This window comes from Candidatus Xiphinematobacter sp. (assembly GCA_016766635.1).
GTDB lineage: Bacteria > Verrucomicrobiota > Verrucomicrobiia > Chthoniobacterales > Xiphinematobacteraceae > Xiphinematobacter.
In genome coordinates this window covers 277,643-292,285 of the sequence record CP068473.1, presented here as the reverse complement: position 1 = coordinate 292,285, position 14,643 = coordinate 277,643, and the positions used below count along the sequence as shown (strand labels likewise).

10 protein-coding genes, 1 tRNA gene and 1 pseudogene are annotated in these 14,643 nt (G+C 48.5%); 6 read left to right on the top strand and 6 right to left on the bottom strand.

Annotated features, from left to right (window positions below):
- Positions 1-181 precede the first annotated feature (181 nt).
- The 3 genes and pseudogenes from coaD to JMM79_01275 form a co-directional block, all read right to left on the bottom strand.
- Positions 182-676 carry a pantetheine-phosphate adenylyltransferase gene (gene coaD, locus JMM79_01285; protein QQY08588.1) on the bottom strand — a complete coding sequence of 165 codons (495 nt, stop codon included), beginning with the start codon at positions 674-676 and terminating at the stop codon, positions 182-184.
- Positions 673-2,232 (bottom strand): glutamine-hydrolyzing GMP synthase, encoded by a 1,560-nt coding sequence (guaA, locus tag JMM79_01280; protein QQY08587.1) that lies wholly within the window; start codon positions 2,230-2,232, stop codon positions 673-675. The genes coaD and guaA overlap by 4 nt, the downstream gene beginning before the upstream one ends.
- A gap of 897 nt (positions 2,233-3,129) precedes the next feature.
- Positions 3,130-3,987 (bottom strand): annotated as a pseudogene (locus JMM79_01275) (thiazole synthase).
- A gap of 471 nt (positions 3,988-4,458) precedes the next feature.
- Here JMM79_01275 and JMM79_01270 point away from each other — a divergent pair.
- The 3 genes from JMM79_01270 to treS all read left to right on the top strand — a co-directional run bounded on the left by JMM79_01270 (position 4,459) and on the right by treS (position 8,790).
- Positions 4,459-4,531, top strand: a tRNA-Arg gene (locus JMM79_01270).
- 312 nt (positions 4,532-4,843) lie between these two features.
- A complete protein-coding gene (locus JMM79_01265; protein ID QQY08586.1) occupies positions 4,844-5,515 on the top strand; it encodes a phosphopantothenoylcysteine synthase in 672 nt (223 codons plus the stop codon).
- Positions 5,516-5,532: 17 nt separating this feature from the next.
- Complete coding sequence (treS, locus tag JMM79_01260) at positions 5,533-8,790, top strand: maltose alpha-D-glucosyltransferase (GenBank protein QQY08585.1); 3,258 nt, start codon at positions 5,533-5,535, stop codon at positions 8,788-8,790.
- A 423-nt stretch (positions 8,791-9,213) separates the two neighbouring features.
- On the opposite strand, the gene JMM79_01255 is transcribed toward treS, so the two are convergent.
- Positions 9,214-9,399 carry a hypothetical protein gene (locus JMM79_01255; protein QQY08584.1) on the bottom strand — a complete coding sequence of 62 codons (186 nt, stop codon included), beginning with the start codon at positions 9,397-9,399 and terminating at the stop codon, positions 9,214-9,216.
- Positions 9,400-9,431: 32 nt separating this feature from the next.
- On the opposite strand from JMM79_01255, the gene JMM79_01250 reads away from it, so the two are divergent.
- Positions 9,432-10,547 carry an LptF/LptG family permease gene (locus JMM79_01250; GenBank protein QQY08583.1) on the top strand — a complete coding sequence of 372 codons (1,116 nt, stop codon included), beginning with the start codon at positions 9,432-9,434 and terminating at the stop codon, positions 10,545-10,547.
- A 245-nt stretch (positions 10,548-10,792) separates the two neighbouring features.
- Here the strand turns inward: JMM79_01250 and JMM79_01245 are convergent, their stop codons facing one another.
- Positions 10,793-12,310 (bottom strand): proline--tRNA ligase, encoded by a 1,518-nt coding sequence (locus JMM79_01245; GenBank protein ID QQY08582.1) that lies wholly within the window; start codon positions 12,308-12,310, stop codon positions 10,793-10,795.
- Positions 12,311-12,388: 78 nt separating this feature from the next.
- Entirely contained in the window at positions 12,389-13,339 is a 951-nt protein-coding gene (locus tag JMM79_01240; protein ID QQY08581.1) for an NAD-dependent epimerase/dehydratase family protein, read from the bottom strand.
- Between the two features lie 514 nt (positions 13,340-13,853).
- On the opposite strand from JMM79_01240, the gene JMM79_01235 reads away from it, so the two are divergent.
- Complete coding sequence (locus JMM79_01235; GenBank protein QQY08580.1) at positions 13,854-14,072, top strand: DNA-directed RNA polymerase subunit omega; 219 nt, start codon at positions 13,854-13,856, stop codon at positions 14,070-14,072.
- Positions 14,073-14,126: 54 nt separating this feature from the next.
- A complete protein-coding gene (smpB, locus tag JMM79_01230) occupies positions 14,127-14,603 on the top strand; it encodes an SsrA-binding protein SmpB (GenBank protein ID QQY08579.1) in 477 nt (158 codons plus the stop codon).
- Positions 14,604-14,643 lie beyond the last annotated feature (40 nt).

Here is a 14,643-nt window from a genome sequence, read left to right as displayed (position 1 = left end):
TTATACTTACTTGTGAGTGCAAACCTGAGTCAGACCGGCCTTGCCACCCGGAAAAATTTTTCAAAAGGCTCCACTCGCAATCCACTGGGCAACAGTCCAGCTTAGGAGAGACTCTTCCCAAGTCTCCCAAGTGTCTCCTCACTTGGGGTTAAAGAGGAAAAGGAACTGACAGGATAGACTTTCATCTACGCTGAGAGTAGACTCTTTTTAGCCGTGCCGCCACGGCAGACGAGACAAATCTGGAAACATCTCCCCCCAGTAGAGCAACCTCTTTGACTAGCCGAGAACTCAGGTAAGTATACTTCTCCTGAGGGGTTAGGAAGATGGTCTCTAGTTTTGGATAGAGAGAACGATTCATAAGAGCCATTTGGAACTCAAATTCAAAATCCGAAACCGCCCTTAGGCCTCGGATTACTACCTGAATCCGGTTCTTCCAAGCAAACTCAGCAAGGAGCCCCTCCAGTATTAGGACACGAACACGTACCGAAGGGGTTCCCTTGTGCAAAGATTGGCAAACCAAGTCCGCTCTTTCCTGAGCAGAAAACAGAGGGCTCTTGGAATCATTCACCGCGACAGCCACAATAATCTCTTCAAACAGCTCTGTTGCCCTGTGAATGACGTCCAAGTGACCATTGGTGACGGGATCAAAACTTCCTGGATAGAGAGCGCGTTTCACTCCCATTCAATAGTAGCAGGCGGCTTACTGGAAATATCGTAACAAACTCGGTTAACACCGCTGATTTCATTAGTAATCCGGGAGGAAATCTTTGCGAGCAAACTATGGGGAACTGGAACCCAATTAGCTGTCATCCCATCACGACTTTCTACTATACGTATAGCGACAGTATTTTCATAAGTACGTTCATCCCCCATTACTCCTACTGAGCGTACAGGTAGCAAGATAGCAAACGACTGCCACACTTTGCAATACCAGCCAGAGGCTTGCATTTCCTCGGTGACAATAGCGTCGGCACCACGCAAAATGTGCAGACGTCTACGGGTTATTTTCCCTAGGATGCGAACTGCAAGCCCAGGCCCAGGAAAGGGCTGGCGATAGATGAGTTCCTGAGGTAGCCCTAGCTTCAGGCCAACCTCTCGCACCTCATCCTTGAAGAGGTGACGCAACGGCTCTATTAGTTCGAACTCCATCTGAGATGGAAGACCCGCTACGTTATGATGACTCTTGATTGGAAGAGAGTTATTAGCTAGTGAAGTACTCTCGATAACGTCTGGATAGAGGGTTCCCTGAGCGAGATAGTGAAAGGGGCACCTTAGTGAAGCTTGAAGCTGTTGAGCAGTTAACTGAAATATCCGTACAAACTCGTTGCCGATAACTTTCCGTTTTCTCTCAGGGTCGATTATTCCCCTGAGTCTAGAGAAGAAACTCCCCGAGGCGTCCACCATTTTGAGCCGAATGCCATGAAAATTGCAGGTGAAAAGTTTGTTTACTGTCTGGGATTCTCCAGCACGCAAAAGGCCGTTATCTACAAAAACGCAGGTAAGCTGCTTTCCAACAGCAAGTTGCAATAGAGCAGCTGCAACGTAAGAATCTACCCCACCGCTCAACCCAAGCATCACTTGCCCTTCGCCTATCTTTTCTCTTAGCTCTTTACAGATTCGCGCAATAAATGCCTCCGACGTCCAGCTTGGGGTACACTTACAAACCATAGTCAGGAAATTTTGTAGAATGTCCTTTCCGCAGGGAGTATGGGTGACTTCTGGGTGGAATTGTAGACCATAGATATGCTTCCCTTGGAAGGCTATCGCGGCATAAGGGGAATGCTCAGTTCTCCCGACAGCAGAAAATCCCTCCGGGAGGGAAACGATTCTGTCTCGATGGCTACTCCAGACATTGACCTTGTCAGGTAGTCCACGAAACAAAGGGCAGTGACGGTCAACATGGAGAACTCCAGGACCATATTCACGGCGAGAAGACCTTTCCACAATTCCGCCAAAATCTCTGGCTATTATTTGAATACCATAGCAAATGCCGAGGATAGGAACCCCTAGTTCATAAATTTTCTTGTCGAAGGTGGGCGCCTCTGGTGAGCAAGCGCTGGAAGGCCCTCCGGAGAGGATAATTCCTGAGGGAGCGGCCGCTTGAACCCGGGCTAGGCTGGCATGATAAGGAACTATTTCCGAGTAGACATGGCATTCTCGGATACGGCGTGCAATGATCTGGGTGTATTGGGAACCGAAATCGAGGATAAGTATGTTGGAGGTGGAGTGCATCCTGATGAGTTTAAATCTGACCTAGCCTCTTGGAACAGACGAACCACTGGAGCGGTTGGGGGTCCTTCTTTCTCACACTGGCCTGTCCTATTTGCCTGATGCTCGCAGCGAAGTAGCCTGAGAAGGGTTCTCTTCCGAGTTATAAATAGTGCTAGAAGAAAAGTATAGCCCAGCCAGGAGGGATTGTAGTTATTTTCTTGATTGCTCGACATTGACAAGCAACGGTGCAGTTCGGGACCCTCTCTATCGTTGCGTCATGGCATGTTAGTTGCATCATGGCATGTCCTACCTTACGAGGCCCGATTCTACAATCGACCATAGGCTTTCCACCCCGATCTCTTCTTTCCCGGAAAGAAAGGAGAGGGGATTCAACAGTGCGGAACACTGGAAGAGTATCTCCCAGCATAGGGATTGAAACTAGAGCCCTGCATGGAGCTAATATTCGGTTAACAGAGAAAGCCAGCTAGAGGTTTTACCAGAAAAGATCGGACAGTCGACGAGAATCTCCGAAAAAATGTGGGCGCATGACCCTCCATAAGATCGATTCCGATTCATCAAGACTGGAAAAACCTCTTTATTTGAAAAACACACTGCAGCAAGGGATTCTGACCAAGAATACCACTTAAGACACCTACTGGGAGTGGGTTATTTTACCCGCAAGCAAGTCCCCCCTTCTTTGGGATAGTTGAGCAACAATCAAATAGATTTATTTGTGCACAGCTCCCCCTTTATTCCTACAGAGGTAAGGAAAGCTTTTTTATGCCGGTTTATTAGGTTTCTGCTCTACATACCGGATTGCTCTGCGCAGGAGAGCAGTACTTGCCCATTATAAGGTGGCAGTCTCTGGAATATCCGTGGCATTTTGGCTCCGGATTTTCACGTGTCTACCCCCCGCTTCTACTTCCAACACTTCCAACGCAACAGTCTCTCTGCTAGCTGTTGGAAAGGTCTGGGTCTTCCCCCTGTAGAGCTCTGATGACAAAACCCTTCAAGCGGACTACTTGCTACCGCATCCTCCTCTGTCTTTGGTAAGCCTGCCTCAAATGCTCCCCTGGCAGCTTCTACAGTAAGCTGGAAGGCGTGGGCCATCCGCACAGGATCCCCCGCCACTGCGATAGCAGTATTAACTAAAACAGCGTCTGCTCCCATTTCGATAGCTTCAGCAGCATGACTCGGAGTGCCAATACCAGCATCAATTATTACCGGAACGGTAGCCTGTGAAACGATAACCCTGATTTGCTCTCGGCTCTCCAAGCCCCGATTGCTTCCGATGGGTGACCCTAGTAGCATCACTGCAGCGACACCGATTTCCTCCAAGCGCTTGGCTAAAACTGGATCGGCATTTCTGTAAGGCAAGACGACGAACCCCTCCTGAGTGAGACTTTCCGCAGCTAAAAACGTCTCTATGGGATCCGGGAGTAAGTAGTGAGGTTCAGGATGGATCTCCAATTTAATCCACTTTGGCAACCCAGCGGAAGTGGAAAGACGAGCCAAGCGAATCGCTTCTTCTTTTGCATTCATGGCTCCACTTGTATTAGCAAGTACAAGGTAACGTTTAGGGGTCTATGTAGCTAAGAATAGCAGCAAAGGGGTCTCTCCTTCCGGAGAGGTCGGCACGCCGGAACGCTTCACAATTTCTACTCTACTTGCCTCCATGGCTTGCTGCATCACAGCATAGGAGGAAAACTTCCCTGTTCCTAACAACAGCCTGGACCGAAACTGCTTTCCAGCGATTACCAATGGACTAGTTTCCATAAACCTAGGGATACTCTGCTACAGACATACAACAAAAATAGACGGGAGAACGTATGATATGCTCGCCCTTCGGTACATCATACCGACCTGTTTTTCTGGAATGAATGAGAGATGGCCTTAGCCTGTATTGCCCATATTGTTTTACGAGAAAAACATTCTTTCTTTATGTGTCAGCAAAGGAAAGGACGCTCTTTGTAAAGTTAGGATGATCCAATCTTGGAGACAGCCTAGTACGTTCATGCAGTAAGTATAGCCTGCTCATAGCGTTATGATTCCCTCCTTGACTAATGAGGGCTACAGCACAATTTGGCCTCTGCTACATTAGCTGGTCTTCCTAGAAGGGAAGGGGGAGGCACCGTGAATTGGAGAAAGAGCAATTCACCCCAACTACCGTTGGGGTGGCACATTCCTTATGGTTAAGCAATTCTTCTTTTGCCTATAGGTTGAGGTTTAGCTAGTCTGCCAACCGCAGCGCCTGTAGCTCAGGGGATAGAGCAGTGGATTTCTAATCCATTGGCCGCAGGTTCGAATCCTGCCAGGCGCGCGCTGACCCCTTACCCTTTACTTGTACGTGTACGCGGCTTCCCCGAGGGGTCTTTTATCCCCGAATTGTCGTATCTCGCATCTATCCGACAGAAAGATAGCTTTGGATAGCTACTGATAGCTACTGTAAAGGGACAAGTTCCAGCCTAGACTTAGCAAGCGGTACGCCTGTACAAGATTCATCGAACGGAATTTTTTTCCAAAAAAAGCTATTCGACAAGCCGCCCATCCTCCGACATCTCTCTGTAAGAGGCATAACTCAAGTCTTTGCGTATTTAGTTCCCTTTCATCTCTCTTTTTTATCTCTTCTAGTATGAGAAAGTTTTCTCAGGGACAGATCATCGTCACCTGTGGCCCTGCTTTTGAACCCATCGATGCAGTGAGACGCATCACTAATTTTTCAACTGGAGAACTAGGAACACTTTTATGTAACCACCTAACTGAGAAAGGATGGGAAGTATTCTGTCTACGGGGAACGGGTGCCACCTATCCGCGCCCCGCTCATGCCAATATTTTTCCATTCTCGACTAATATGGACCTGGAGAAATGTCTTAACCGGTTATCGGAACTCCCCAGCATAGTGGGTGTCTTTCACGCGGCTGCTCTTTGCGATTTCCGAGTAGTGCGCGTGGAAAACAGCCATGGCGTCGAAGTTATACCGAAGAAACTAGGCAGTCGTTCTGGAAGTATACACCTAACTCTAGAGCCAACTCCGAAAATCGTCCGGAAACTCCGAGGCTTGTTCCCTCACAGTTATATTGTGGGGTGGAAATATGAACTGAAGGGGCTTTCTAAAGAAGCCATTTCCATAGGGTATCAACAGATTACAGAGAGCGCAACAGACGCGTGTATCGTCAATGGCCCCGCCTTGGGAGGCAACTTCGTCTTTCTGGGAAGAGAGGACACTTTGCTCTCGTTTCCAACGAAAATGCGCCTCTGCCTTTACCTTAATCAATGGCTGTCGCATCTTACCCATTCTTTATAGCCAAGTAAGGTATTCCTATGGAACGAGATCTACCATGGTTCAAGACCGCAGTTATCTATGAGTTACATGTACGCTCGTTCTGCGATAGCACAGCCGATGGGGTCGGCGACTTCCGGGGACTATGTAAAAGGCTAGGATATCTGGAAGATCTAGGAATAACGGCTATTTGGCTCCTTCCATTTTACCCATCTCCGTTAAAGGATGATGGTTACGATATCTCCGATTACCTATCAGTGAACCCAAGCTATGGAACGCTGGATGATTTCCGTAATTTTTTAGCAGAAGCCCATCAACGAAGATTGCATGTCATTACAGAGCTTGTTTTGAACCACACATCAGACCAGCATCCTTGGTTCCAGCGTTCACGTTTGGCTCTTCCAGGGTCAGTTGAGAGAGATTTTTATGTTTGGAGCGACACCACCGAATGTTATGAGGATGCGCGTGTCATTTTTAGTGATTTCGAAAAATCGAACTGGTCCTGGGATTCAGTAGCGCAGGCTTATTACTGGCATCGGTTCTACTCCCATCAGCCGGATTTAAACTTTGATAATCCCTCCGTTCAAGAGGCGGTCTTCAACGTAGTGAACTTCTGGTTAGGGTTAGGAGTTGATGGATTAAGATTAGATGCTGTCCCATATCTCTTTGAGCGGGAGGGGACTTCATGTGAGAATTTGCCAGAAACCCATGCTTTCCTACGGCGCTTGCGTCGACATGTGGATGAAAAGTTTCCAGGACGTTTGCTCCTGGCGGAAGCCAACCAATGGCCAGAAGACGCGGCTGCATATTTTGGAGCAGGAGATGAGTGCCATATGGAATTCCATTTCCCCCTTATGCCACGGCTCTTTATGGCCTTACAGATGGAGGATCGCTTCCCACTAACTGACATTTTCGATCAAACCCCCACTATTCCAGAAAATTGTCAGTGGGCTATTTTTCTCCGTAACCACGATGAATTGACGCTAGAAATGGTTTCTGATGAGGAGAGAGACTACATGGTGCGTCTTTATGCGGAAGACATCCGGGCTCGCATCAACTTGGGCATTCGTCGCCGGCTAGCCCCATTGCTGGGAAATAACCGCCGCAAGATCGAATTAATGAAATCCCTCCTACTTTCTCTGCCTGGCACTCCTATTTTGTACTATGGAGATGAAATCGGCATGGGGGACAATTTCTATTTAGGAGACCGTAATGGAGTACGCACGCCGATGCAGTGGAGCGCCGACCGCAATGCTGGGTTTTCACGTGCTAATCCACAGCAGTTATTTTTGCCTATTATCATAGATCCTGAATTTCACTATGAAACAGTGAATGTGGACGTGCAAAAAAGGAATCTTTCCTCACTCTTCTGGTGGATGCGGCGAATTCTAGGAATTCGCCAAAAACATCTGGCATTTGCGCTTGGAGGTATTCAATTCCTCTCTACAGAGAACTCTAAGGTGTTAGCCTACCTCCGTCGATATGGAGAAGACCAGGTCCTGCTCATAGTAGCCAACCTTTCACGTTATTCCCAGGCAGTTTCCTTGGATCTTTCCGAATTCCACGATCGATTTCCAGAGGAACTTTTCGGCAACACACGATTCCCTATCATTAGCAATCTTCCTTATCTTTTTACTCTCGGGCCGCATGGGTTTTACTGGTTGCAACTACACCCCCTTTCTGTAGAAGAGGAGAGAGTGTTAACCGATCATCATGTCCCTCCCCTGCTTGCTGAGGTGGCCGAATGGACACCAAAATTGCATCGTACGCTGGAGCGCGCAGTTCTCCCGGACTATATGCAAAGGTGCCGTTGGTTTGGAGAAAAACAATTGGCGTTACAGAAGGTTCGTATTACAGGAAGTTTTTCCCCGAAAGAGGACCCGAACACACAGATTCTCTTGACGGAGGTGGCCTTTACACAAGGACACACCGCGATCTATGTAGTTCCACTAACCATCAGAAATCAGGCTGGCGATGATAGCACTCCCCCAGCTCACTCCATTGTGGCTTGCTTCGCGAGCGGTGAAATGCTTTTGGACGCACTGTATGTCCAAGAGGTACATCGACATTTTCTCAATCTCGTCGCGCAGAAACAAACGTGGCATTGTGGAACTTCACAACTTTTTGGTATAGGAGAGGACATCTTGCCGGAGCCTACCACTTCTCGATTGTGTGGAAGTGAACAATCTAATTCGTCACTTGTCTTTAATGAACAATTTAACTTAAAGCTTCTACGCCGGTATGAATCTGGCAGCAACCCTGATGTCGACCTTCTTCGAGCCTTAGGAAAGGTGGGGTTTGCACATGTACCACGCTACTGTGGTGAAATACGGTACATGAGTGGTAGTCAACAGGGAACCGTTGCCTTGCTCACTGCTTATGTCCCAAACCAGGGAGATGCTTGGACACATACCCTTGACTCACTTGGACGTTTCTTTGAGGGCGCGCTCGCTGCGCCCCCTCTTGAAGAAGGCAGCAAAATTCTCCCAGAACTCATGGCCGGTTATCCGGAACGAGCGTACCAACTTGGCCTACGCACAGGAGAACTTCACCGATGCTTGGCAACACTCCCAGGGGCAGCTTTTACGCCGGAGCTTTTTACTAGCCTTTATCAGCGTTCACTTTATCAAACACTGCGCAGCCTAGCACGCCGGACCGAATTGGACTTAGCTAGCAAAATCCCATATCTCCCGGAGTCTCTTCAGGTACGTGCCAGGAGTTGGATTGCAGCGACACCCCGCCTACTTGCCTTTTATGCAAGACTCCTTAGAGCAAAGATACCAGCAAAAAAAATTCGCAGCCACGGCGACTACCATCTAGGTCAAGTTCTTAACACTGGTAGGGATTTTGTCATCCTCGACTTCGAGGGAGAACCATGTCGTCCGTTCGGAGAACGACTACTCAAGCGCCCCGCGCTGGTTGATGTTGCCGGCATGTTGCGCTCGTTCGATTATGCTGCACAAAGTGCCTTGCTAGCTATCGAACGCCAAGAGGATCATATCCGGCTTTCTCCCTGGTATGATCTTTGGAAAAGCCACATTACTTCTGCGTTCCTGGATGGATACTTGACTGGTGCTGCTAAGGCAGATTTTCTACCCCAGACAGAGAAAGACTTCACTTTTCTTCTCAAGGTTTTTCTTCTTGACAAAGCGCTCTACGAAATCCGGTATGAATTGAGTTATCGCCCCGCCCTTCTTGGTATCCCCCTCTGCTCTGCCCATCAAATGCTGCAAGTGGTTGATGAATGGGGAGGGGATATCACAGAGGCCTTTAACCGCTCTACTACTACGATCCACTAAGAAGTGTGGGAAAGAGGAAGCCACCGAAAAGATTCCAGGGTAGCTCTGGGGGTTTTGTCACCAGGATAAGAAAAAAAGCAGCTGAACGTAGTCTATAAACCGGTGTGTTCCTTTAGACGCAAGGGCGTGAGCACATCGCAATTCCATTCTCGGGGTGTCCCCGCTTTGTTAGCAACAACTTGCAGAAACGGCCTTTGTGCTAGTCTACTTCCAAGGTAGGGGAGGATTATAAGGCCTATACCCTCACAAGCCTACCCACACAACAAAACCTCCAGTCGGAGTATTTTTGTCTAGGGTGTCTTCTGGTGTGATTGTCCCGATAACCTCTAGAGTTTTCAGGCCACAATTTCGTGACTGGCTTCAATCTGTCAGAATAGAGCAGTAGATAGAAGATAGGATGGCATTTCCGCGCGACACCTGGTTTCAGAATCGCCCTTCCTCAGTGGGATTCTCAAAAAGGGTGATTCGTTCTACAGGCCAAACACATAGGATATGGTGGTAAAACGCTCCCCGCTTGACCGTTCTCATGAGAACATAAATTGGATGGATATAGAGCGAAACATCTAGCGCCTCTGCAGGGCTAGGCGAATTGTCTAAGTGAAGAAGCATTTTTACTCTCAAAATGGAGGCAGTTGACTTGGATGACTATCCTGGATCGCTACCTTTTAAAAAAGTTCCTAATCCCTCTTTCTTACTGCGTAATAGGGTTTATCATGGTCTGGTTTGTCTTTGACTTGAGTAATAATTTATCCTCTCTCCTAAAGGGGGAGGCCAATTTTTCTCTTCGGATCCGGTATTATCAGTCTCAGATTCCGGCCACTCTTGTGATTTTTCTTCCCGTAGGTACTCTCCTTGCACTTCTGTACGGCTTGTCTGCAATGTCTCGTAGTAATGAGATTATTTCTATGCTGGCCGCTGGAAAAAGTGTACTGCGCGTTTTATTTCCACTCTTAACGGTAGGCCTACTACTCGTAGGGGTATCTTCCTATTTTAATTGGGCTATCACCCCACACGCACAGCACGCAAAGAAACAAATATTAGATGAAATAAGGCGGGGCGGGGCTGCTACAAACAGCTCCATCATGGCTCACACATTCCGGAACTGTCACGACCACCGCCTTTGGTTTGTGCACCGTATTTTTCAGAAACAAACTAAGTGGCAGGTAGAAGATTTGCAAATCATTCAACAAAACACTGATAATGAAATCACCGAGAAATGGTTTGCCAAGAGAGCTGCCTATGACCCCTCCAAAGGGAACTGGACTCTGTTGCAGGTGCGACACCTCAAACTAGATCCACAAGGAAATATCCTAAAGAAAGTCGACTCCGATTGGCTAACTGTCGGGCATTGGAGCGAGACGCCGCAACGTGTTGCCAGTCTAGCCGCAAATCCTAATTACCTTTCTGTACCGGAATTGCGGGAATATCTCGCTTACAACACAGATTCTTCCCCGAATCACTTAGCCCCCTATCGTACCCACCTGTGGCACCGCTTTGCACTCCCCTGGCAGGTAATGGTAGCGGTCCTTCTAGCTGGGCCACTCGGAATCGTTTACTCACGCCACTGTCTCTTTCGAGAAATTACCATAGCAATTACCCTCTTTTTCTGTCTGATCTTTCTGGATAAGGTGTTTGTCGCCTTAGGGAAAGGGAATCGCATTTCCCCGTTCGTAGCGGCTTGGTCTCCCCTCATAGGGTACTCTCTCCTTGGCTCCTGGTTTCTCTGGCTACGTTCTACTAACCGAGATATTCCTTAGCGTGAGCGGAGCACCGGGTACGGAGCGTGACGTACCAGCCCACCGAACGGAACTAACATCGTCCGAAATGGCTTCATAGTATGGTGGAGGATAGGTTGCCCAGGACTAGGATCTGTGATTTCAATCGGGGGTGTTGTTTGGCTTTCACTTACTTTTAGACATGCACCCCTTTAGTTACCAGAAGATTCTGGTGTGTCATTCCCTGGTGGGAAATGTACCGCTTGACAAATAGAATCACCAATGCCTCAGTAGGACCTGGCAAAGAGAGCCCGTTGAGCACTCGGTTTACCAGTAAAGATGCATTGCCCCGGTTCTTTGAGGGTATCGGAAGGGATACAGCGGATGGAGACCTTAAGATCTACTTTAAGTTTCTCCTCAATGTTCGAGGAGTCGCTCCAATGTGCCAGAGCGAATCCTCCGTGAATTTCAGACTTCCTAGCATTCCGAGGAGTAAAAAATTGATAGAACTCTCTTTCAGAATTGATACGGTGAGTGTGTGCACCACAAAAATTTGTGGCGCGAGTCAGTAAGTTGGCTTGAATATTGGCAAGAAGGCGGGGTACTTCGTCTGCGGCTCGGTCGGCTGGGAGGAGATATCTCTCCTCGGGAGAAAGGTCTCTCCTGAAAAGAGTGACAGAGCCGGTTTTTAGGTCCCTCGAGCCCAACTCGAGGCGTATGGGGACTCCCCTCTTGATCCATTCCCACTTTTTTATCCCATTCCCCAAATCGCGGTTATCAAGTTCCACACGGATGGGTTGATCGCAGAAACAGCCCCTGCGGAGCTGTGTAGCAACTAGCTCCGCACGAGCGAGCACTTGAGCACGCATCTCTCCCTTGAAAAGAATAGGCACGACAACTACCTGCGTTGGCGCGACACGCGGGGGCAAAACTAGTCCATCATCATCACTATGTGCCATGATGAGAGTCCCAATCAATCGCGTGCTAACCCCCCAACTAGTGGTCCAGGCGTATTCTAACCCTCCGGAGCGTGATTGAAAGCGAATACCTGAAGCGCGAGAAAAGTTCTGCCCAAAAAAATGGGAGGTCCCAGCCTGGATAGCTCTGCGATCTTGGACCATGGCCTCGATGCAGAAAGTGCGTACAGCACCAGGAAAGCGCTCGGAAGCTGTCTTTTCTCCTCTAACTACAGGCAGGGCTAGGTAGTCTCTAGTAAAATTTTCATAGAGGCGCAACATACTTTCAGTCTCTTCAGTTGCCTCAGCTTCTGTCGCATGGGCTGTATGGCCCTCTTGCCAAAGAAATTCAGTAGTTCTCAGGAATAAACGGGGCCGCATTTCCCATCGGACTACGTTAGCCCATTGGTTAAGGAGGATAGGAAGATCACGGTGAGAATGGATCCATCTAGCAAAAGTAGATCCAATAATAGTTTCTGAAGTAGGACGCACTACCAACGGCTCTTTTAGAGGAGCAGTGGGAATCAATTTGCCACCATCATGTGCTTCTAAACGGCAATGAGTGACTACTGCGCATTCCTTGGCAAACCCCTCAACATGTCCAGCTTCCCTCTGGAGATGACTGAGGGGAATAAACAGGGGGAAGTAAACGTTTCGGTGGCCGGTTGCCTTTAGCATGCAATCGAGTGCTGCTTGTATATTTTCCCAGAGTGCGTATCCCCACGGTTTGATAACCATGCAGCCACGCACTTCAGAGTTTTCTGCCAAGCCAGCAACTTGGATAACCCGCTGGTACCACCCTGCAAAGTTTTCTTCGCGAGTGGGAGAGATCGCCTGTTGTGGTTTCATATAGAAAGAACGCCCCCGGGCGCCGAGAGATAAAAAACCCCCCAGTTCGTTAGGACGGAAACTCAAAAAGAGCAATCCTCACCGCATCTTCTCTAAGTACCAACTCACGAATTTTTTGATCCCAATAGGGATGGTAACTTGCGGTTGGTAGCCAAGCAATCTACATGCCTTTGAGACATCTGCACACGTGTAAAGCATATCACCATTTTGTTCAGGGAGCGTCCGAATAACCGCTCTTTTCCCAAGGACTTCTTCAATAGTCGCTATAAGCTCATTGAGGGTCGTAGCACTATTTTTTCCAAGGTTAAAAACCTCAAAGGTTCCTCCCTCATTATAGTACAGGGCCTTTAGAATACCTTGAACGACATCGTCAATGTAAGTGTAGTCACGTTGCGTGGTGCCGTCACCAAACTTTTGAAGTGGAACCTCCTTAAGGATGGATCGAGTAAACTTATGAATGGCAAGATCTGGGCGCTGTGCTGGTCCATATACAGTAAAAAATCGTAGACAAACCACGCGTATGCCCCAGAGCTGAGCAAAGTCTCTACAGAGCCGCTCAGCAGCAAGTTTACTAGCTGCGTAGGGGTTAAGTGTTCGTGAAAGGGCCATCCCTTCAGAGAAGGGAACCTTTTCTCTCGGACCATAAACAGAAGAACTTGAGCCGAACAAAAACTTGGAGACGCCCATCCTGGACGCAGCCCTGAGAAGCTGCAATGTACCGCCAATGTTCGTTTTCAGGTAGAGCGTTTGGTGCCGAATGGAGGACCGCACCCCAGCGTAAGCTGCAAGATGAATCACAGAATCAAAACACCAACGGTCAAAGAGTGCATCTACGGTAGCCGAGCAGCAAACATCCCCTTCTACCACCTTAACTTGCCTTGCGAAAGAAGAGACATTTGCAAGCTTAAGACTCGGTGCGTAGAAACTATTAAAGTTGTCCAGAACAACCACCGCGTGCCCTTCTCTAGACAGGGCAGACACCAGGTGCGAGCCTATAAATCCAGCACCTCCCGTTACCAATACCCTCATGCTGAGGAAGATAAAAAAATCGTGGAGAAGAGGGCAAGTCCTTTTCTGAAGGAACTCCAAAGCTCTCGCTAAATTTAGGGAGAGGAGAGTGGCTACACCCCTTCTTGTAGGAGAAGTGGAACAAGTGCTAGTCCTTCTGGAGGACCTTCTGGAGGATAGTCCAGTGAGAACATGACGTTAGTGTTAGTTAGTGTTAGGTGCCTACTTAGTTAGGTTAGGCAAATCTACTTCCTAACTATCAATCAGCATTATAGCAGAGGCGAGAGAGGGATTGTAGATTGTGAGCTGAGCGGGAAAAATTCTGGCTAGAGGAGGGACATGGTATGCTTATACCTTCTGAGCACGGTAGAAGTGAGGCCATACTTGCTGCACCCTTAAATGATAAAAGCATTAATGTTCCAGTTGGGACATGGAGCATGAGGGCGCCTATATCCTCGATAGGTTATTGCTAACCAATTATTAGCTTTGACAAGTTGACAAGTGGGAAAAATCTTGCTAGCGGTGGAGCTCTATCATGAATAGCCACATCCTTGAGGAGGCCTCTAAGCAGGTAGGGAGTGTTCCGGTCCTGATTAACATGGTTTCTAGGCGTGTGCGCCAGTTGAGCGCTGGTAGTCGCCCCATGGTGGTGGTGTGTCCTGGTATGGGGCTGTCTGACATTGCTCTTTCTGAGGTAACAGCTGGGAAGTTGGGGCTGGCCCAGGGTCCTGTCAATCCCGCCGTCAGGAGTTAAGGGGGTTTTGCCCACCTTAGCCTATTTGTTTGTGGAGACACTGTTTTTTCCAAAGTGTTCACGCGATTCCATGTCGAAGAGATCGTTAGCAACCGCAAAGTTTTGCGAAACTTCGCAGTCCTAGATAAGATGGAGGCTGGGATAGCCCTTCAGGGTGCGGAAGTAAGATCCATCCGCGAGAATTCGATGAACCTTCAGGCTGCCTATGCGAAGGTGGATGGGGGGGAGGTGTTTTTGTACGACCTCTATATTCAGCCGTACGAACGGGCTTGCCGTGAGCAGCAGCACGAGGCTAGGCGTAGACGCAAGCTCCTCCTTCATAGGCGTGAGATCAATAAGCTCCTCGGCAAGGTATTAAGGAAGGGCTGTTCCTTGGTACCGTTGCGCTGCTACTGGAAGAATGCACGAGTCAAGGTAGAACTGGCCCTTGGAAAAGGACAAACCTCTTACGACAAGCGAGAAGTCTTGAAGAAAAGGGCTGTACGACGCGAAGTGGAGCGGGAAGCGGCTGCTCAAGGCCGTGGTATGTAGGAGATTATATGCTTGGGTTCCACCCTTTTTATGTGGCCCT